The sequence below is a fragment of the Methanosphaerula subterraneus genome, assembly GCF_052055875.1.
GTDB classification, from domain to species: Archaea; Halobacteriota; Methanomicrobia; order Methanomicrobiales; family Methanospirillaceae; genus Methanosphaerula; species Methanosphaerula subterraneus.
Genome location: NZ_CP170508.1, coordinates 544,370 through 565,540, shown reverse-complemented (window position 1 = coordinate 565,540; position 21,171 = coordinate 544,370). Strand labels below are relative to the sequence as shown.

The following is a 21,171-nucleotide window of genomic DNA, read 5'->3' as shown; positions in this document are numbered from 1 at the left end:
GGATCTTTGTGGAGCAGAATCGACGGCTGGATGCACAGCCCTATATCTCCGGTGCGATCGAGGCGCGAGTAGCGGTGGAACAGACCGGGCTGCCGAAAGATCGACTTGTCGATGTAACGAAGGATGGTTCTGACGGGATCTTTCATGCGGGACGGGAAAGCCGGACGTGGGTAACTGATCCCAAATATGGAATACCATTCCTTGGGAGCTCGAAGATCTCGTACTCTGATTTATCGACCTTGCCTCTCATCTCTCAAAAGATCGTTGAAAGAAATCAACATCTCTTAATCCAGGAAGGATGGACCTTGATAACCCGATCTGGAACTATCGGCCGCATGGCATATTCGCGCCCAGATATGAAGGGGATCGCATGCAGTGAACATGTCATGCGGGTCGTCCCCGATTCCGAAAAAATTCCTCCAGGCTATCTCTTCGCTTTTCTCCGGTCCTCATTTGGCGTCCCGCTTGTGGTCTCTGGCACCTACGGTTCGATCATTCAGCATATCGAGCCTGAACATATCCGCGATCTCGCTGTGCCACGATTGGGAGCAGAGCGTGAGGCTGAGGTGCATGCTCTTGTACAGGCTGCCGCCGATGATAGAACTGAGGCACATCGAACCCTCGACGCCGTGAAGGCAGAACTCCAAGTGGAGCTCGGGTTTGGCGAGTTACAGGACTCATCGGTCACTGGATATGGCATCACGACGATTCCAACAAGCCGGCTTGATCTCAGATTTGATGCACACTATCATTGTGCCAAGTATGCTGCGGTGGCTGATGAGATGGAAAAAGGGCCGTTTCCGGTTGTGAAGATAGGAGATATTGTCAAAGAACATTTTCGACCTCCACGATTTGCGAGAATATGGGTTAGTGATCCGATTTTTGGTTGCCAATTTATCAGTGGAAATGACGCGTTTAAGTTCGAGGCGGATGAACCAAGGTATATTACTCGACTAACTCAAAACTTCGAACGTTATATCTTAAGACAAGGAGAGATATTATTCCAAGCAGCTGGTCAATTATATGGTCTCTTCGGCCGGCCGCTCTTTATTTGGGGATGGACTGAAGGGCTGTTTTGTTCTGAAGATATGTATCGAATTGTTCCTCACTCTATTGAGGATGGGGCATATCTATTCCTTTTTTTCAATACTCCTCCAGGGCAGGTTCTTTTTAAAAGGTTGGCTGCAGGAACCAGTATTCCCAGAGTGATGGAGCCCCAGATAAACCACCTTCGGATTCCATGGCCCCCGGCTGAGATTCGCGCTCGGTATGCAGCTCGAGTGATCGAGGCTCATGAAATGCTTGACCGTGCACTCCAGTCCGAGCGGAAGGCGATCGCCCTTGTCGAATCCAGTATCCGAGAGACGGTGAAACTAATATGACAGCAACCATCATTCCAATCGGAAAACCCCAGAACGAAGGTGAGAAGCGGGCTATTGCTTTTCTCCGCGATAAACTCTCCCCGGAATACACGATCATTCATAATTTCGAGGTGAAACAAGGTTCACAGCAATTCGAAATCGACCTCGGAATCATCACCCCGTATGCCATCTTTCTTATTGATGTAAAGAATGTCAAGGGCAGAATCAGATCCGATGGCCGGCAGTGGACTCCAGAGGGACGGGAATCATATTCCTCTCCGGTCCAGAAGATCAGGATGAATGCCCGTATCTTCAAGTCTTTTATTATTGATAATCGTCCTGATCTCTACGAACTCGAGAAAATCTGGGTCGAAGGTCTTGTACTTCTAACCTCGCCCGATGCGGAATTCCAGGATATCCGAACTTCTCAAGGTCGGGGTGATGCCAGCTCTTCATCTGACACAGAAGAGTGGTCTGTTGTAAAACTCGACGATTCGATTGCGTCAATTACCAATCCAAAACGGATACCTGAGAGGTTCCTCAAATCGATCACCAAATTCCGTAACAGCATCAAAAACTCCATTGTCCGGGGGGTCAAAGAGCCAGATTCCAAAAAGATTTTCAACGACTGGATTGTTCAGGAGACATTGAGCAGTTCTCCGAAACGGGAAGATTGTCGCGCCTATAATCAAATAGCTGGACCAAATGCGGGAACAGTCCTTCTTCAGGTGTATAAGGTCGATCCCTATCTCTCTGATACTGAACAGAAGGCCGAGCGCTCTTTTATTAAAATTGCCTACAAAGCACTATCAAACCTCCCTGCTCATCCGAACATCATCGGAGTCCGGGATATCTTCAGCGTCGATGAAGATAGCAAGTATGTTCTTGTCCTTGAGGATGTCCGAGGCATCTCTCTGAAAGAACGCGAGTCTGACCTTGCTCGTCCCATAACGCTCGATAAAAAAATTGGGATTGCCACTGAACTCCTTGGTGCTCTTGTTCACGCCCATGCCCACGGAGTTGTCCATCGAAACCTCACACCCAGTGCAATCATACTCTCCGAAGAAGGATCCCTTAAATTAGTTGGATTCGACTACGCCCATGTTGGTGGTGCTTCAAGTTTCTCAATCGTTAACATTCTTCCAAAGTACCTTGACGAGACAACCTACTGCGCACCCGAGATCAGATTCAGTCCTATCAGTCTCGGTCCCTCGTCTGATCTATTCTCTGCCGGGATTGTACTGTATGAATTGTTTACTGGTGAGGTTCCATTCCGTTCATTCAATGATATGGAAGCGGCGCATGCAGTCTTCCCTGAATCAGCCTCAATTCGTTGCCCCGGGTTGCCGGATGGTGTCGATGCTTGGCTTGCCGGCCTCTGTTGTTATAATTCCAAAGAACGTCCAGATACCCAAAAGGCTTTTGAAACCTGGTTGGGTCTAGTAAAACCTGCCGCACCATCTCCTTCCCCAACTAATACAATCTCCGATATTGAGAATATCCCTCGTGAAACGGTCTTCCTCACAAAATATCGGATCATGGAGCCGCTTGGAAAGCCTGGAGCCTTTGGCGTAGTCTACCGAGCGTTTGATACATTTGCCAATCAAAATCGGGCGATAAAGTTCATCTACAAGGACCGTATCTCAACCCTTGATCGCCTAAAGCAAGAATATCGTAGTTTGATCAATATCCCGGGGCATAAGAGAATCGTTAGGATATATGATGCAAATCTGACACCTGAGAAAATCCCATATCTGGTCTTTCAATACCTCGAAGGAAGTGATCTCGCACATCTAATCGCCGAGACTCCCTTCTCTCCGGATCAAGTCCTCACGCTTGCCAAGCAAGTGACCGAAGGGCTGATCCATATTCATGAGAATGGAGTTTACCATTGTGATATAAAGCCATCCAATATTCTCTGGACCCGGGATGGTGCAGTCCTTATCGACTTCAATGTCAGCACCCGTCCAGAGTCTGAAGGAGATCTAGGAGGTGGAACACGCCGATATCTCCCTCCGGACTTCGATTTCACAGTTTCCCCAGATGACAGAATTAATGCAGATCGTGACCTTTATGCCTTGGGGATCACCCTCTATCAAGCGCTTGTCGGCGGTCGCAGTTATCCTTGGAAGACCGATGTCCCTCCTCCCGATATCTTACCAAGAGATCCTGCAGATATGCTCAAACGATCCGATCTCTCACCGCGGTTTGTCAAGGTTCTTACCCAACTGATTGCACCGCGACGAGCCGACCGTTTTGCATCAGCTTGCGATCTCTTTAATGAGATTGATAAAATTTCGTCAGCGTTTCAAAGTATAAAGCCGGCATGTCCTGAAACCCAAACCAATGGCTCTCAAGGAGTGGAGGACAGAAATAACAGAAATGGCTTCGTCGATGCCCTTGTATCCTTCTACTCAATGAGTAGTACCAGCAATGCTGGAACGCGAGGTCTTAACAAAGACGCACAAAAGGTTTATGTTAAAACCGCACTCGATGAACAACTCCTGCCGGCGGTGATGAAAGGGGACTATCAACTTGTCATCATCACAGGAAATGCCGGCGACGGAAAGACGGCTTTTCTCCAACAGATTGAAAATAAAGCAGAAGGGTACGGAATCTCTATCGATAAATCATCTCCTATTGGTGGAATTGCTTTCAATGTCGATGAGCGGCAGTATCTCATTAACTACGATGGGAGTGAAGACAAGGGTGATCTCGATAACGAAGATGTCCTCAGTCAATTCTTCGCTCCATTCGAAGGCAACGACAGCACATCATGGCCAAAGGACCTGGCCCGCATGATTGCGATCAATGAGGGAAGACTACGAGACTTTTTGACGAAAAATGCAAAAAAATTCCCTGCACTCAGAGGAATCGTGGATATCGGGTTACGCACTGGTCAAGAACAAGATGGAATTATCGTTATCAACCTGAACATTCGATCAGTTGTAGCCCCGGGTGTCGATGGGGAGGAATCGATCTTCACTCAACTACTAAAAAAGATGGTGGATGCGAAAAATTGGGATGCATGTTCCGATTGTGACCTCGCAGATCGCTGTTATATCTATCATAATGTCCTAACACTGAATGATTTGACCGCCGGGAGTCAGGTTGTTCATCGTCTTGAAACACTCTATGCTCTCACCCATCTACGTGACGTCTATCATATCACCCTCCGGGATCTCCGTTCCGCCCTGTCATATCTCATCACCTCCAACCGAACCTGCCAGATGGTTCATGAGTTATATGAGAGCGATCGGACAACGGAGATACTTGATAGTTATTATTATTCGAGTTGGATGGGTGGATACCTTAACATTAGATCTTCAGATCGTCTGCTCTCACGACTTGCACTGGTCGATATGGGCCTCACCCCCGATGCAGAACTCGACCGTTATATCGAATTCAGACCGATCGGTTCCGATCAGAATCATTTTTCATTTCAAAGACGCAGTGATTATGAACTGAAGGTCCTTACTCAGTTCCAGCAGAATGCCCCCCGGGACCCGATTCCAACGAATGAAGGCGATCGAATGACTCTTCATCGTCGCTTTCTTGAGTACGCAAAACGAAGGACATATTTTGAGCAACGGGGTGAACAATGGAAAAATTTACTTCCTTACCACTATGGTATTGAACTTCTCTCGCTAATCTCCAACCCCTCAGAGGAGAAACTTCAGTCGACCCTCCGTTCATTGATCTCTGCAATCACCCGAGGAGAAAAGGGGGTGAATCGAGAGGAAAACTTCGAAATGATGCTTCAGGTCACCCCAACTCCGAAGGGTTCAATTCGAAGTTATCGAGTCTTTCCCTTTGGAAAATTTAGACTCGACTTACTCGATCCGGGGTCTGAAGCCAGCTACATAGAACACACTCCGACAGGATTGCGGCTCAAATACCTACGTCCCACTGGTGACGACCCATATACATTAGAGATAAAACTTGACATCTTTGAGATGCTCAACCGGCTGAACGAAGGCTATACGCCAACGGTCGAGCAACAGCAGGGTTTTGCTCTTCAACTCGATGTCTTCAAGAATTTGCTCGCATCGGCACCTTATCAGGAGCTCCTCATAACAAAAACTGGGCATGAGTTCTATCGGATTCAACGAGAAAATGATGGCCAAATTCGTCTCAGTCCCTTGAAGGAGAACTGCTTATGACTCTTAAAAAGAAGGATAAAGAATTTCAACTGAAGGCAATCTCCTATCTTAATTTCAAGCAGATCGAGATGGATAGAGTCCTTACATTACTGTTCCCACTTCTTGAATACCAGGGGTATGGGGATACACGACCATCACGGCGTGGGGAGGTAACGACAAAAGAATTTGTCGCGACAATCTGTGAGAATGAAAAAGAATTCACCGGATTCAAGGAACACGAGGATATTACTCGATGCTGGGTTGAGACTGACTTGCTTGATATGATCCATCGGGGAAAGGACAATTCGGCTGTCGCCGCACCTCGCCCGCTCCATGGCTCCACATATAAATACCGAAATCCTAAAAAATGCAGAGACTATGATGCATCCCGACAGATCTATGCAATGCTGCAGAATGCCCGCCTTGGAGCTTCGGCCTTAAAATCACTAAAGGATTTCTTTTTTGAAGGACTAGACTCGCATATCAACTCGCAGGATAAACAAATTCCCCTGGATGTTGAGACTCAAGCTATCCTCCATCTGGTGGGATTGAATCCAATAAAGAAGACTCAAGCGAATCTAAAGTCTGATCCCTATTGTAAACCTCTCTGTCTTGGGGCGGCGAATATACTTGCAGAAGACATTGTTCGACTCCTTGTATATCGCGATTCCATTCCCCGTTCAGTGATGGTCGAATATATAAAGACCTTGATCGCATTCCATCTTTCTCTCTACCATATCAGACTACTTTCCCTCATTCCGAGATATATCAGCGATCCAAATACTCAAATAAGGGCATGCAACCCATCCACCTGTCAATATTGTGGGAACGGGGGGGTTCCAAAAGATTGTCCAGTTTGGCCAGGTCTCCTCGTCGACATGACCAAGGAAAAGAATTCCACAATGTCAAGGCTCGCAGAAACGAGCGCAGTTTACCATTATCAGTTGATTCCTGGTTTCATCAAAGCATATTATACGATAAAAAAACTAAACGAGTTTCGCGAGGATTTGGAGAAGACTGATAGTATCCCTAAACTAAATGGACAAGTGAATCCGATCAATGGATTGATTGAACTGCTTGGTTCAACATGGTCTCCCCAGAGGGAGATTTTTTTCAAAATTAGACTTGGAAACCTTGCAGAATCTGACGAGCAGGGGAGAGAGGATGTCGACCCAATTATTGATCGCATTCGAGCCCTAGAACTTGATCCCCTTGAGGGTTACATCGAATGCCTTGTAGGGATTCGAGGACATTCTCAGAGGAGATATGTTATCGATGCACTCGACTCGCTCATGCTCAAGAATCGGCCGGGAGCTCTTCTTTCCCAGACACGCACCAGGAATGCTCCGCGGAGATTTATCCTGGATAGTCGCCTTCTCGAGGTTTTGCTCCAGATTGCGGTGCTAGAGCCAACGAGTTTGACAACTCGTCCGATTCTTATCGATGATCTACTGTCTTTACTAGAGAATCGATATGGGCTCTATATTCGGGATTTACCCCCCCATGCAGGGTTCCATGAGCCAACAATTGAGGATCGAAGCGCTCTCCGAGAGAATATCCGTGCGTTCAAAGAACGGCTCCAGGAGATTGGTTTTTACAGAGAGCTCTCCGACGCTTCAATAACTCAGATTGTAACTCCACGGTATACCAAATCAAGTACTATTAGAGGTGTAGAATGACCAGAGGACTAGTAAAAATTACACAGAGTGAACTATTCACGGAGCTTGAGAGAGAGATCCGCCCTATTTTACAAAAACTGGTCATGATGAAGATAGAGAACCAGCAGGATGGGCACTGCTTCCGTTGCGACGATCTCGATATCGAGGTAGCGATAAAACTTTGCGAGAATCTTCGTGATGAGGTTCCAGGTGCCTCGATGGTCATCCTCGATGATGGCTCTCTTCCTGAAATTCCACGGGATTTCGCCGTCTCGGGTACGAAACTGGTCGAATTAAGAAATCCTCGGGCTGATGGGGCCCTTCGACCACCTCTTCTTGTCTTCATTCCTAATGGGGTCCAAGCGTCAGCGGAAGACTCCTTCGGGGAATCGACCTTTGAAAAGATCAATGTGGGAGATGTATATGGAAAAATCCGTGAGCGTCTCCTCCAGGATTTTCCACAAGAGATCAGAACATCTGTCTCCGAGATTCTCACAACAATTGAGGGCTGGAAATATGCCGACCTTCCGTCACAGGTCCGTTGGCTTCTCACCATCCAGAAAAATGGATACGATCTGGAGGTGGTTGGAGCATCATTGTTCACAATCGGCCTGATCCCAGATTTCGAACTTCTCAAGAATCTTCTTAATGTGAAGGGTCGACTCTCAATCAATATAGAAGTAGTCAGTCGGTTGACCGAACCCCTCTCAGCTAAGAGCGTGATTTTAAGGGTTTTAGATCTAGAACTTGTCGACGCCCAGTTTGAGAAGGAGTTAGCAGAATTCTTGAACAAAATCGGATTAATAGATCCATATGAGTGGTGTGCTCGGATAGCTAATGATCAATCCGCATGGAAGTTCTCCTTCCATAATTGGCGTTTCAAGGACAAGGGAGAATGCCAGGGTAAGGCCTTTATCCACGATGTTTTGATCGATCTTCCATCAAATCACAGCGGAGGTCACACCGATGGAGATGAGGCCTCTCAACAGACTCTTTATATCGGAAAAGGAAATTCACCTCGATTTGCGGTTACTTTTAGGGTACAACCAGCTCCTGCAAATATCTCTGGTCTTAACAAATTCGCTGCCGAGGTCATCTCTGTTGAAGACGGGCCAATCGGCCTTATCCGGAAAAAGAGCAAGTGGGTGAACAATACCAAACCCCAAAAGATACCTTTTGATCGCCTTAAAAATATTGACTGGAAAGCCGGATGGCACTACATCCGTGTATTAGCATATAACGAAAACAACAAACCGATCCCGCTCGTAGATGAGAAAAATATGAAGATAGATTGGGAAACGAACCAATCTTACCAATCCAATCGGTCACCAAATGAGAGTGACCTGTTTATGGTTGTCACGGACAGCGATGAAGAAGAGGATCCGAAACAGCGGTCTTACCAGCAATATCCAAGTCTCACCCATATTCAGCTAGAGATGATGAGCAGAGGTGCATCAAAAGATGTGACTCCCGGAGATGTGATTGATCCCAAGATCGATTGGTCGGATAAGAAGATCCGGCGATCGGGTGACCCGGCATTGATCGCGGTGAAATACCGTGGGTATCAGAAGGTCCATATCCCCGTTAATCCTCATCTAAAAGGGTTTGAACTAGAGATACTTGAAGCACCAGTTGATACAGTCTCATGGAGGCTTCGAATCAACTCCGAGGGGATTAGTAAAATCGAAGCAGAAGACATGCAACTCCCTGTATATCCAAGCACCCCTTTGCTCAAGGAAGCTCGTGCTCGGTATAAAGAGATGGTGCTCTGTGATGAACGAAAACTCGTTTCACAAGCCTTTGACTTCTCTCAAAACCATGAGATAGTGAATGAATATGCCTCTTCGTATCGTGCTGTTCTAATAGAGATCTTGCAGGCAATCCAGTCTGAACGCGAGATGTCGTCTACTCGGTACCATGACCTGGAAAACTTGCTCCGGATGGATACTATCGGTATCTCGATCTGTGATCGTGGGGGGGAAGAACACCATCTGGTGCTCGTTTCACCAATCCATCCACTCCGAGCAGTTTGGTTTGCGGTCTGGTCATCCCTTGGTCATCAATGGATGAATGAAGCGGCTTCTGATTACAAAGCGTGGATTCAGCAGACATTGGACACTTTGAAAGGTAGTTTCTCTCCACTTCATGCACCAGTGGTCGTGCCGAGTGCGGATAGTGGAGCAATGATCTTCATCGATAATCTGACAATGTTCTGGGCCGTCTATGGTGCACCCGATGAGCCTGATCCCCGGGGTCTCTTCGCTTCTCTTTGCGCCCACCTGGAGATGCCTGAACCGGCGTATTCAGGGACCTTGATCGACGGCGCGTATCTTGCTTCTCGAATCAAGCGTTACATCCTGCAGCACCCATATATCTCAACTCTAACGGTCAATGTTTTTAATCCGGGGAAAGGTGGCCTCCTTGCCGGTGCGCTTTGTGAGCTCCAAAAGGAGAAGGAGCTCTCCGATCTTCGATACGACATTCGGATGTATGCCCTTGATCCTGCTGCCGCAGAGGTAGGAGAATCTCTCTTTGACCTCCAAAGTCCCCCTCCTGGGTCAACCCTCTCTGATGTAGCGGACGACTTCTCAGCACCGATGGAGACTCATCTTCGGACCAAACTCGCCCTTGCCGTAAAAGGTGTTGAAGAGTTCAGTACTCAACTCGATCGAAGAACCGCTCATTTGACTATTGCCTTTGACCTTTTTCCTCCAGGTAAATTGGAGGCAATTGCTTCCTCTCCATCCCCACATATCGCACCATTATATGGACTTCTTCAGGAGTTTAACACAACGTTCCATGACGAGACCGGTGTTTTTTGGGAGAGAATCCCAAAACATGGAAGCTCCCTATTATCAATACCGGGGGCAGAGGAAACTCAGTATAACCTTACATCTCTTGGACAGGTTATCTCCAATGCAACTGCAGTTGTTGTGACAGGTAATTATGATCCTCGCTTACTTCCTCTGGTCACTCTCTCCCTTGACGACAAACGTCGAGCGTTGATACATGAGATCCATGAATCTAGCGATTGGGTGATTACTCTTGACCGGCACATGGGAATCGAGTTCTATGACCATCCACCTCAGGATAACAAACCTGATTATCTCATTGATTTTAATCCGGATGTTACCAGTAGTCTTGGTCACCGCCTTTTTGTCACTTCCCGATCTATCGATGAACTTCGAATAATGGCATCCCCGGTGCTTAGGGATTACGGATTATCCACCGATGATGATACGATGACGGTGCTGATCGATCAACTTCGTGCCTTGTCCGGTCGACTTGCACTGAAATTGATCGCATCACCCAACCAACAGGCTGAAGCATTTGGGCTTGCTCTTGCTCGACTTTTCCTGATACGACAGGGCGCTTTTACGAATCAGATTGTGGTCCCTCTTGACGCTCATATCGATCTCTTTACTTCAAGTAGGAATACGGCAAACACGATTGATTCTTTTGTCTCGCTTAAACGTACTGATCTCGCGGTATTTGATCTTGATCCGAAACATAAGACCATCACATGTCGTTTAGTCGAAGTGAAAAACTATAATTCTGTGGGTAACTTGAGCGCCTACGCATCTCTTCGACGTCATGCCATTGATCAAATATCTCAAAGCGAGAAAGTGATCAAAGAAAATTTCGGCATTGAGAGTCAAGATAAGAAAAGGCCAGATCACGCAATCAAAGTAAAAGAACTCGCCGTTCTCCTTGAATTCTATCTATCTCGTGCAGAGAGGTACGATCTGATCTCGAAAGATGCGTCTGATGAAGCACGTCTCATGCTTGAGATCCTTGAAGGAGGGTATTCCCTAAATTTCTCCAAAAGTGCGATCATCTTTGATTTTCAATGGTCTGGACAGAGTGAACCAGAAGTGGAAGATGGGGTGGAATTCCACCGGATCGGCCGCAAACTAATTGATGAACTCCTTTGCGCCGCAGTAGAGGAACGAAGACCTCCAACTGTTATTGTGAATAAGGAAGAGTCGTCAGACTTTTTGGAACCTGTGAAAGTAGAACCCTTTTCGACGTCTGTAATCACTTCTGCAGCGTTCTTAAGCCCTCGAACGGACCGAACGGTGGACTGGGATTCCATTGTACATCGTGCCGAAGAATCATTTCCAGGCCTACCTGAAAAGCTGGAAGAACTAGGGATTGAAAAACCTACTCCTGATCCTGAAGTAGTCCTTACCAATGAGGGAATGAAGGGGACAGATAGTGATCAACCAATTGATGAGGTAACGAAGGAAAATAAAGTGGGGATTGATCGACAGGTAGAGGTCTTCCCAGAGCCTCTGCCGACTGATGAATATAATCAGGTTGAGACACCATGCAAGAGCACTGATATATCGTCCGCATCATACAATGTTTTGCTTGGTGTCACTAAGGACACTTCCCTTCAGTATGGGATTTTTGGTGAGAGTATGGGTCGAACGATAGCACTTGACTTGAACCAAACCCATACGATCAGCCTCTTTGGGGTTCAGGGGGGAGGCAAGAGTTATACTCTCGGAAGCATCGTCGAGATGGCCGTTGCATCAATTCCTCACATTAATCAATTACCCAGGCCTCTGACAACAGTAATTTTTCATTACAGCCAGACCATGGACTACACACCGGAATTTCTGTCAATGATTAGACCTAACCAGGATGATGGTCAGATCAACAAATTAAAGGAACGCTATTCCGCACTGCCTCAAGGACTATCGGATGTTGTTCTTCTTGTCCCGAGAGCGAAAGTTGAGGAACGTGAGAGAGAGTTTCCTGGAATAACGGTTCATCCACTCACATTTTCAGCTTCGGAACTCCAACCCAGTGACTGGAAATTTTTAATGGGTGCTGTGGGAAATCAGTCTCTCTATATCAAGCAATTGATGTTGATCCTAAAGCGTTTGCGCAATGATCTTACGCTTGATAAACTTCGATCAGAGATTGAGAACTCGGTGATGCCCGACCACATTAAAACGACAGCTCGGTCCAGACTTGATCTAGTAGTCGATTTCATCGATGATGAGGTCTCACTTCGCTCTGTCTTCCAACCAGGTCGTCTGGTCATTGTGGACCTTCGTGATGAGTTTATCGAGAAGGACGAAGCGCTTGGGCTTTTCGCGGTCATCTTAAACCTTTGTGCAGGGGCACGTTCAAACGCTGGACCCTTCAATAAACTGGTAGTCTTTGATGAAGCTCACAAGTATATCGAAAACCCTGATTTAATTGCAGGCCTTGTTGAGATGGTTCGAGAGATGCGTCACAAAGGAACGAGTATCCTTGTTGCAAGTCAAGACCCTCCATCGGTTCCAATTCAACTCATTGAACTCTCAACCCAGATAATTATGCACAAATTCAACTCGCCGTCGTGGCTCAAACATATTCAAAAAGCGAATGCCTCGCTCCAGACTCTGACTGCTGAGAAGATGGCGCAACTCGCGACAGGAGAGGCCTATGTCTGGTCAAGAGAGGCGTCGGATCCTCTTTTTATGCACGAGGCAGTAAAAGTTCGATGCCGGCCTCGAGTAACAGAGCATGGCGGAGCGACGAAGACTGCAATATAAATTTCTTTTTCCATTTTGAGATCGTCCTTCAACGTCTATGAGACTGATAGTCACAGGCTCAACCGATAAAAAAAACCTTACTCTCAATACACATTCTCTCGTGTTGTCATCTCAGATACATCCACAGGATGATCGTGCCGGCGATCATCGGCGCCACCCTCAACCCGGTCGCTTTCCGCCTCACCCACACCACCCCCTACCGAATATCCATCTGCTCCCGCACCAGCTTCTCATAGCACACCGAACAGATCGCCGTCCCGCTGCCGGCGTGGTCGTACGTCGCCGCCTGGAGCCCGCAGACCGAGCACCGCCCGACCAGGCCGGCATCGACCGGCTCAACCTCGCCGAGCGGGATTGCATCGGGCAGGACCTGGACGGCAGCCGGCTCCCGGTTCCCGCCCGGCCTCCCCATCGACCAGCAGTACCTGATCCGCCATGCCGGCACCTTCACCTTCAGCCGGGAGCTCTTCGCGGTCTTCCAGTACCTCGGCAGCTTCCTCTCGGGCGAGGACTCGATCCTGTACCGGTGGGCGAAGTTCTCCGCCGGCGCCGACCGGTCCGGGGCGGTCACCCCCGAGCTGGTGCTCGAGCGGCTCCGCACCGTCCCCGAGACCGAACGCTCGATCCAGGATGCCAGAAAGGTGTACCTGGACCGGTTCGCCTCGGCCGGCTCGCTCGAATGCGTCTGGACCGGGAAAGCGATCCGGACCCCGCAGGACCTCCACATCGACCATGCGATCCCGTTCTCCCTCTGGAGGAACAACCAGCTCTGGAACCTGCTGCCGGCCGAGAAGCACGTGAACGCACGGAAGAGAGCGCAGATCCCCGGCCCGGCCCTGATCGAAGCCAGGTCCGAGGAGATCACCGGCTCCTGGACCCTCCTCGACCAGGCGTACCCGCACCGGTTCAGACAGGAGATCGCCGTCTCCCTGACCGGCGGAGAGGCCGGCGCGAACAATCTATTAGGGGAGGGGATCGACCATCTGATCGAGAAGTGCGAGTACCTGATCGACATCCGGGGGTTCGACGAATGGCGGGGATGAGAGCGTGTCCGTTCTGCCGGCCGGCAGTTGAGGAGGTCTCACTCCGGGGCCGGCCGTCACAATCGAAAAGAATACCGGTATCCAGCGGGATACTACAGGAGTATGGCAACCAGTCAGACGATCAGGCTGGAGGTGGCAACAAAGGCCAGGCTTGCGGGGCTCAGGAACCATCCCCGTGAGACCTTCAACGATATCGTAGAGCGCCTGATCACGATGGCAGTGGATGATGAGCCGCTCTCTGCCGAAGAGGAGGAAGAGTTGAAAGAGGCAGAGGCGGATATCAGGGCTGGAAATTATAGACCGCTTGATGATTTATTGCGGGACCACGGGCTTCTCTGAGTCCCTGTCAGAACGTGGTCACGCCGGCAGCAGACTATCGGTCAGTCCGGCAATCTTCTTCTATGCCACCGTATCTTAAAAAGAGGAGATTATACCCCGCCCCGGGGGGCGAAGGTGATCCAGTTGATGTTGACATAGTCGGCCGGGAACATGAGCTTCAGCCGGTGGGTACCGGCCGGCAGCGTCACCGGTACCTGCACCGTCTGGAAGACCGGCCAGTCGCCGGTGTTCGGGACGGTCACGGTGGCGACCGGGGTCGTTCCGTCGTCGACATACACCTGGATAGTTGAGCCGGTGTGAGTGGATGCGACCCGGAACCCGGCGTCATAGGTGCCGGCGGTGCCGACGTTCACGGTGTAGGCCAGCCATTCGCCGGCACGGATCCAGCCGACATTCGGCGAGCCGTCGGTATCGATCACCTCGATGTCCACATCATCGTGGCGGTATGCCCCGCCGGCGTTGCCGGGCGTGGTGTCGTGGTAGGCGATCCCCTCGCCGCCGAGGTCATAGTCCTCGGCCTGCAGGAGGCCGGGGAGGGTGTGCGGACCATTGTAGGACGAACGTGTCGTGGTGGTCGGTACGACCGTTGTGACCGTCGGGATCACGGTGGTATTCGTTGGAACCAGTGTCGTGGGTACCGTCGTGGTGTTCACCGGTGCCGGCGTTGTGGGGACTGGGGTCACCGGCGAGGTGACATTGATGTACTGCTCGACCGTCTTCACCTGCGTACCGTTCGAACCGATCGCATGGAGGGAGACGGTGTACTTCCCGGCGGTGTCGTAGACATGCACCGGGTTCGGCTCCATCGAGGTCGTATGGTCCCCGAACTGCCAGTAGAAGTACTGGACTGAACCGGTCGTCGACTCGTTGAACTGCACCGCGAGCGGGGAGAGGCCGGCCGTCACATTCGCCGAGAACCCGACGGTCGGCGGGTCGGTGACGGTGATGTACCCGGGCTTCTGGACGAAGACGCTGCCATAGTCTGCAGCCGAGACGACCAGCGTCACGGTGTACGACCCGGGGGTCGTGTAGGTGTGGACCGGGTTCTGCTCGGTCGAGGTCGCACCATCACCGAACTGCCACTGGTACCCGGTCGCTCCGGTCGACTGGTCGGTGAACTCCACCGTGAACGGCGTCCTGCCGGCGGTCGCATTGGCCGTGAAGTTGGCCGCCGGCACCGTGTTCACGATGATGCACCGGTACTGGATGACCGTATCGCTCTCCAGGTCGTTCGAAGCAGTCAGGGCCACAGTGTAGGCACCGGTGCGGTTGAAGAGATGGGTCGGGCTCTGCTCGGTCGAGGTGGTGCCGTCTCCGAAGTCCCAGTGCCAGGCGGTCGGCGAGCCGGTCGACTGGTCCAGGAACCGGACTGAGTACGGGGCCTGTCCGATATGGCCGATGGCGTAGAAGCCTGCGGTGATGCCCGTTATCGACTCCGGGATGGAGATCTGGAATGCATCCGGAATCCGGGCTCTCTGACCGTCACCGTTGGTGACCTGGACCGTCCAGGCTCCGGTTGCAGTGCCGGCCGGCAGGATGAACGAACCGTTGATCGTGGTCTGATTCAAGGACGAGACCACGGCAGTGATCGGGGACTGGCCGGTCTTCGTGAGGCTCACCGTCAGGCGGGCCGGCTGATCGAGGAACCTTGTACCGGTGAGTGTGAATAAAATGGTCCGCCCGTCGGCGATCCCGGAGTCCGGGGTGATCGTGGTGAGCGACGGATTCGAGAGGACCGTGATATAACCGGTCCGGCTCAGGGTAGTACCCATGGAATAGTTGGTGGCGTTCAGGGACACATCGTAGACGCCGGGGGTGTCGAAACGCTTCACCGGGTTCTGCACTGCTGAGGTGGTCCCGTCACCAAAGGTCCATGCCCAGGTGGTCGGCCCTTCAGTAGACATGTCGGTGAAACCGACCGTCAGGGGCGCCGGCCCGGTCGTAACGTTCGCGGTGAAGTCTGCAACCGGAGTGGTCACCGGGGAGAACTTCTGGATCCGGTTGTTTCCCGCATCGGCGACGTAGACGTTTCCGGCGCTGTCCACCGCGACACCAGCTGGATAATTGAACTGTCCGTCTCGCGAGCGGTCTTCCAGACCGTCATTGCCCCAGGTCTGGAGGAATCCGCCGGTCGAATTGAACTTCTGAATCTGGTTATTACCCGTATCGGCGACGTAGACGTTTCCGGCGCCGTCCACCGTGACACCATTTGGACTGTTGAACTTCCCGCCTGCCGAGGCAGCACCGTTCCAGCTGGTGATGAACCCGCCGGTCGCATCGAACTTCTGGATCTGGTTGTTATCTGTATCGGCGACGTAGACGTTTCCGGCGCTGTCCACCGCGACACCATAGGGACGAGATAATTGTCCGCCTTCCAAGGCAGAACCTTTCCAGCTGGTGATGGATCCGCCGGTCGACGTGAACTTCTGGATCTGGTTGTTATACGTATCGGCAACGTAGACATTTCCGGCGCTGTCCACCGCGACACCTAATGAATTAAATAAATATCCGCCTGACAAGGAAGAACCTTTCCAGCTGGTGATGAATCCACCGGTCGACGTAAACCTCTGGATCCGGTTGTTCCAGGTGTCGGCGACGTAGACGTTTCCGGCGCTGTCCACCGCGACACCAAATGGATTTAATATTTGTCCGCCTGCCGAGGCAGCACCGTCCCAGCTGATGATGAATCCGCCGGTCGAATTGAACCTCTGGATCTGGTTGTGACCCACATCGGTGACGTAGACATTTCCGGCGCTGTCCACCGCGACACCAGATGGAAAGATGAGCTCCCCGCCTTCAGAGGCAACTCCGTTCCATTGTCCAGTGTACCCATACCCCACATCGGCTGAAACAATCTGGACGCTGCTCAAAAGGAGCAGCAGAGAACAGAAAATATACAGAAAAAACGAAGATCTCATTCAGAACCACCTTAATTCTAATTCATTGATTCGTTCTGCTGTTATTCCTTCCTGATGATTCTTCCCGGGTGATACAGACCATCGGAGACTCCTCAGTACCACACCTCCCAGCCCGGCAATGAACGGGGGAAATTATAGGGTATTCACAGCATTGATCACGGCGTCCAGTGATGGATTAATGCCGGCATTCGTATGAACCATCGGTTCTCCTGCACGTTTCGCTGCAACCAGAACCGGCATCCTGTCCCAACCGGAGTTATCAAAAGCAAGCATGGTGTCGGCGAGCCGGGCGAACCAGACGGCCTGCTCGTGTGACGAGTGGTGGCGTTTGATCGCTCTTTCTGGATCGACATCATGGCCGCCCTTCCGGACACGCACGCTCACCCGTGCCGGCGACAGCTCCGGGGGATGCAGGGAGATGTAAATCAGACCAATCCTGAAACCACGGGATCTGGCTTCAAGGACGTCATCCCGGTATTTGTCAGAAGAGAGGACCGTCTCGACAAGGAACGACCGGTTGGACCGGATGCAGGCCGCCACCTCGGCGTCAATCTCCCGGGCAGCCATCAGGTTGACCTCAGGCAGGGTTCTGTTGGGAAACCGGGGGAAAAGTTCCTGCGTCCGGTCGTCAGCGTTCAGGTTCACGAGATCGTTCCGCCCCAGGTTGTCGAGAAATTCTCTCCGAAAACTGGTCTTCCCCGCCCCGTTCGGGCCGCCAACGATCCACATCCAGTCTGTCATGAAGCATCCATTTTTTAACTACTTCGAGGATCCGGTCTCATCCAACAGGCGACCGTTCAGAACATACCGCACGGTTCCGTTCACGCCGACCGGCGTGGGGATCCCGCGGGCATCATTTTCTGCAGCGGCTCTCTTTGCCGCGACCTCGAAGGAGCGCACTGCTGCAGCGAGTACGGCGTCCTGGTCGTCGAAATCGATGGGGGAGTTTTCTGAGGGGGGCATGGAGGATATCACCTGGAGACTACACGGAAATTATAATCTGTTCGGTATATATTTGATTCGTTGGTAAACTCTTTTTTTCTCTGAATCATTCAGAATGTGCGACCAAAAAGTCCCCTTTCTTGAATGGCATAGATTTCTGTTATCTTTTGTGTTCCTCTGATCAAGCCGGCAGTTCTGCCGGGTCATCCAGGGCCGGCTCTGGTACGCGAAGTGGGACCGGTACCCGGTCACCCCCGGCCACCTGCTGCTCATCGTTGAATCCGGCGGAATCCAGTATCCGATGACCAGAGCATGACACGATTGAGATTTCGCCTCAAAGCCGGGACACCGCAGACAGGATTCCACCGATCCACTCACCCTCGAAAGAAACCGACCCCGACATTCCCCGACCCCGTAGATGACGTCAGCGGTTCGAGGGGCCGGCAGCCGAAAAAGAGAAGGAGGCGAAGAAGGCCGGCCCCCCGTTCGATGCGGTCAACCGTACCGATTAATAAGTATAGGTATGTACGGTATACCCGAAGGTATCGGTCGAACCGCCCCTGTACGTAACGGTCAGCTCCACATCCCAATACCCCTCGCTTGTGTAGGTATGGGTTCCACTCCTCTGTGTCGAAGTGCTGCCATCTCCAAAGTCCCACTTCCATGCGATCTGATCCCCGGACGAGGCGTCGAGCTTCGATGGGTCGTAGGGCCAGTTCCAGCTGTTTCCATGCTCCGTCCATGGCGATGTCGTCACCGGTGTGGTGGGTGAAGCGGTTTTGACGGTGGTGGGCACAGCGGTCTTCACCGTGGTTGGCACGGTGGTTGGAGCGGTGGTAACCGTCGTCGTGGTGACCGACGTTCCGGTCTGGGTCTGCATATTCTTACTGAAGTGGATGAATGCAAAATATCCTGACCCACTGGTTGAGTGGATTTTAACGGCATATCTCCCTGGCGTGAGTGTTGAGACGGCCCATATGTAATTGAGGCCATTCTCCGTGCTGTATGGTGCGGCGGCCGATGTGATCAGCGTGCCTGAGGAATCATAGACATAGAGATCAAAGTTGTTCGCCTGACTGTATATCAGTGCCAGGATATTGAAGTCATCACCGCTCACCACGTCTATCGAGTAACTCTGCACCTCTCCGGTTCCGACATAGTCCAGAACCCCATCATATCCTGTCCCGGAAAAATACTCCCCTGCCGCTACAGGCTGTGCTATCAGGATCAGCGCGACGATCAGGAACAAACCGGAAAATACAACTTTTCTTATGGTCATGGTTGGGAAATGGGCATACTATTATAAATATTATTCCAACATTGCCACGTGGTGTCTATCATCACTGAATTGTGCAGACAGTGTTTGCACAATCGGTCTCTCCATCCATGTCCCCGCCGGCAGCGGCATCCCCTCGATGGCGAGGGATGCAGGACCCGGTCGATACAGGACCGTCGACGAGCCGGCCGCCCCCTCATTGAATATCGTACTTCTTCACGATCGCCTGGTAGCGTGCGTACTGGGCGGAGGGGAGCACGCTCCCGGCCGTCAACGACCGGTATTCATTCGCATCCGCCGCCTCTTCACCGATCGTCGCGAATGAACTCCCTGCAGCGATCGAAATGACCGTCGGCATCGTCGTGAGGTCCCCCACGCCCACATAGTTCCCATCGGCGTCGGTCGGAATCGTCGGTCTCGTCGATTCGACGAACGCATACCCGGTGCCGCGATACGAATACTGCGCCGGGCACAGGATTCCCACCGCCATGTGATTCTGCGAATCGAAACTGAGCAGCGCCACCCCGTACCCCAGCTCCTTCAGCAGCGCTGCCAGGAGGACCGACTTCTCACTGCAGACCCCGGTATTGTCGTACAGCACCTGGTACGGGTGGCGCAGATCCGAGGACTGAACAGACAATCGGGCATCGTCGTACGGAATATGCTGGACGAGACTGATGGCGGCACGGGCTGCATCGTCGCCCGAGCCGGCCTGCGACCGAAGCGCGTTTGCGATGGCACGGATGGTCTCTGCCTGCGCCGGTTCGTTCACATATTCCCGGTAATCCCCGTAGAATGCCGGCCGTTTGTTGTCGAGATACTGGCTCAGACCGCCGTAGAGCGTCACGCCGACGGTCCCGCTCCTGCCCCTGACCGTGAATGGGAGGGATCGCGTGGTCGGATCGGTCGTATACGATGCTCCGCCTCCCTCCTGTGCGGCTCGGGTCGGGAGCAGGGTGGCGGCATCGGCGGACGACAGGGTCACGTGGTTGGATCCGACGACTGCCGGCCGGACCGTCACGGTCGGATAGGTAATGTCGTACTGCAGGGCCGGCGTCAGGGCAGAGAGAACCGGGTATGCCGATTGGGTGATGAGAGCAACGTTCTGGTCCAGATACGAGGGCGTTGCCGCATTCAGTGCAACCCCGGAGAGAAGGATAACGGCGATGAACGCCACCGATCCCGAGGGGAATCTATCGCGATGATGACGATGGGAGGTTCGGTCCCGGATAACCCGGGCCGCCCAGGCGCCGGTCGAGCAGAGGATGCCGGCACAGAACGCGGCGACGACGAATGCGAACGCCAGGACCGTGGCGAGCTGGGTTGCGTCGGTGAAGGCTGTCGTGGCGATGATGGTGGCGAGCAGGGGGGTCGTCACCATCAGGACGGCTGTCCATCTGTTGCCGGCTGACCAGTGCCGGACGGCATAGATGACGTACAGGATAAACAGGCCGAGGACAGCGGTTTCACCAGCCGGCGTGAGCCACGGCGCCGGGTTCGGATCGAGCAGGGGTGCAATGCCCGCGGCGACCACGAGCAGCAGGAGTATCCAGGGCAGACTTCGCCAGATCCGATAGATGAAGGAACGCAGGGTCATGGCTGAAGGATACCGTGGGCGTCGTGATCGACGCTGCTTCCGATCAGGTCTGCTCTCGTGCATCGACGCTCGACTTCTCTGGAGATACTATGACCGTTCCCCACGATAATGGTGATGGCACGCTCACCGGTCGTGCTGGGGCCGGCCGCTCCCGTCGTCACGGCCGCTCGCCGATATCGGCGTGGACGCCGTTGATCGCCATCTCCCGGCAGGTCTTCAGGTCGAAGACCTTCGGACTCCGACGTGTTGCCAGCGGTCCGACCGTGTGGCACCGGAGGATCCCTGATCCCGGGTTCCTCGTGGAACGATTCACCCCGTGGTCCGAAGAATCCGGTGGAGAAAC

At 52.1% G+C, this 21,171-nt stretch carries 13 protein-coding genes; 6 read left to right on the top strand and 7 right to left on the bottom strand.

Annotated elements, in window-relative coordinates:
- Positions 1–8 precede the first annotated feature (8 nt).
- Genes mads5 through mads8 form a run of 4 tightly spaced genes read left to right on the top strand, consistent with a single transcriptional unit; the run spans position 9 to position 12,713 of the window.
- A complete protein-coding gene (gene mads5, locus ACFKSJ_RS02585; protein ID WP_440950711.1) occupies positions 9–1,382 on the top strand; it encodes a methylation-associated defense system restriction endonuclease subunit S MAD5 in 1,374 nt (457 codons plus the stop codon).
- Complete coding sequence (mads6, locus tag ACFKSJ_RS02580) at positions 1,379–5,524, top strand: methylation-associated defense system protein kinase MAD6 (RefSeq protein ID WP_440950710.1); 4,146 nt, start codon at positions 1,379–1,381, stop codon at positions 5,522–5,524. Before mads5 ends, mads6 begins: the two co-directional genes overlap by 4 nt.
- A complete protein-coding gene (gene mads7, locus ACFKSJ_RS02575; protein WP_440950709.1) occupies positions 5,521–7,182 on the top strand; it encodes a methylation-associated defense system protein MAD7 in 1,662 nt (553 codons plus the stop codon). The genes mads6 and mads7 overlap by 4 nt, the downstream gene beginning before the upstream one ends.
- Positions 7,179–12,713 (top strand): methylation-associated defense system ATP-binding protein MAD8, encoded by a 5,535-nt coding sequence (gene mads8, locus ACFKSJ_RS02570; protein WP_440950708.1) that lies wholly within the window; start codon positions 7,179–7,181, stop codon positions 12,711–12,713. The genes mads7 and mads8 overlap by 4 nt, the downstream gene beginning before the upstream one ends.
- A 196-nt stretch (positions 12,714–12,909) precedes the next feature.
- Here mads8 and ACFKSJ_RS02565 read toward each other — a convergent pair whose 3' ends face one another.
- Positions 12,910–13,314: a hypothetical protein gene (locus ACFKSJ_RS02565; RefSeq protein ID WP_440950707.1), complete on the bottom strand. Its 405-nt coding sequence runs from the start codon at positions 13,312–13,314 to the stop codon at positions 12,910–12,912.
- Between ACFKSJ_RS02565 and ACFKSJ_RS02560 the strand changes: the two genes are divergently transcribed.
- A complete protein-coding gene (locus tag ACFKSJ_RS02560; protein WP_440950706.1) occupies positions 13,295–13,756 on the top strand; it encodes an HNH endonuclease domain-containing protein in 462 nt (153 codons plus the stop codon). The genes ACFKSJ_RS02565 and ACFKSJ_RS02560 overlap by 20 nt on opposite strands.
- Before the next feature lie 102 nt (positions 13,757–13,858).
- Entirely contained in the window at positions 13,859–14,095 is a 237-nt protein-coding gene (locus ACFKSJ_RS02555) for a DUF7557 family protein (protein WP_440950705.1), read from the top strand.
- A gap of 89 nt (positions 14,096–14,184) precedes the next feature.
- On the opposite strand, the gene ACFKSJ_RS02550 is transcribed toward ACFKSJ_RS02555, so the two are convergent.
- The 6 genes from ACFKSJ_RS02550 to ACFKSJ_RS02525 form a co-directional block, all read right to left on the bottom strand.
- Complete coding sequence (locus tag ACFKSJ_RS02550) at positions 14,185–17,013, bottom strand: PKD domain-containing protein (protein ID WP_440950704.1); 2,829 nt, start codon at positions 17,011–17,013, stop codon at positions 14,185–14,187.
- 132 nt (positions 17,014–17,145) lie between these two features.
- Positions 17,146–17,754: a zeta toxin family protein gene (locus ACFKSJ_RS02545; protein ID WP_440950703.1), complete on the bottom strand. Its 609-nt coding sequence runs from the start codon at positions 17,752–17,754 to the stop codon at positions 17,146–17,148.
- An 18-nt stretch (positions 17,755–17,772) separates the two neighbouring features.
- The gene (locus ACFKSJ_RS02540) at positions 17,773–17,976 is read right to left on the bottom strand and encodes a hypothetical protein (protein WP_440950702.1); all 204 of its coding nucleotides are present in this window, start codon (positions 17,974–17,976) and stop codon (positions 17,773–17,775) included.
- A gap of 487 nt (positions 17,977–18,463) precedes the next feature.
- Positions 18,464–19,234 carry a PKD domain-containing protein gene (locus ACFKSJ_RS02535; RefSeq protein WP_440950701.1) on the bottom strand — a complete coding sequence of 257 codons (771 nt, stop codon included), beginning with the start codon at positions 19,232–19,234 and terminating at the stop codon, positions 18,464–18,466.
- A gap of 193 nt (positions 19,235–19,427) precedes the next feature.
- A complete protein-coding gene (locus ACFKSJ_RS02530) occupies positions 19,428–20,828 on the bottom strand; it encodes a hypothetical protein (RefSeq protein WP_440950700.1) in 1,401 nt (466 codons plus the stop codon).
- Positions 20,829–20,985: 157 nt separating this feature from the next.
- Positions 20,986–21,141 carry a hypothetical protein gene (locus ACFKSJ_RS02525; protein WP_440950699.1) on the bottom strand — a complete coding sequence of 52 codons (156 nt, stop codon included), beginning with the start codon at positions 21,139–21,141 and terminating at the stop codon, positions 20,986–20,988.
- Positions 21,142–21,171: the final 30 nt, after the last annotated feature.

Excerpts from the sequence above, each read along its gene's own strand:
- ACFKSJ_RS02550 (WP_440950704.1), bottom strand. The coding sequence starts at position 17,013 with ATGAGATCTTCGTTTTTTCTGTATATTTTCTGTTCTCTGCTGCTCCTT.
- ACFKSJ_RS02545 (WP_440950703.1), bottom strand. The coding sequence starts at position 17,754 with ATGACAGACTGGATGTGGATCGTTGGCGGCCCGAACGGGGCGGGGAAG.
- ACFKSJ_RS02555 (WP_440950705.1), top strand. The coding sequence starts at position 13,859 with ATGGCAACCAGTCAGACGATCAGGCTGGAGGTGGCAACAAAGGCCAGG.
- ACFKSJ_RS02540 (WP_440950702.1), bottom strand. The coding sequence starts at position 17,976 with ATGCCCCCCTCAGAAAACTCCCCCATCGATTTCGACGACCAGGACGCC.
- ACFKSJ_RS02535 (WP_440950701.1), bottom strand. The coding sequence starts at position 19,234 with ATGACCATAAGAAAAGTTGTATTTTCCGGTTTGTTCCTGATCGTCGCG.
- mads8 (WP_440950708.1), top strand. The coding sequence starts at position 7,179 with ATGACCAGAGGACTAGTAAAAATTACACAGAGTGAACTATTCACGGAG.
- ACFKSJ_RS02530 (WP_440950700.1), bottom strand. The coding sequence starts at position 20,828 with ATGACCCTGCGTTCCTTCATCTATCGGATCTGGCGAAGTCTGCCCTGG.
- mads6 (WP_440950710.1), top strand. The coding sequence starts at position 1,379 with ATGACAGCAACCATCATTCCAATCGGAAAACCCCAGAACGAAGGTGAG.
- mads7 (WP_440950709.1), top strand. The coding sequence starts at position 5,521 with ATGACTCTTAAAAAGAAGGATAAAGAATTTCAACTGAAGGCAATCTCC.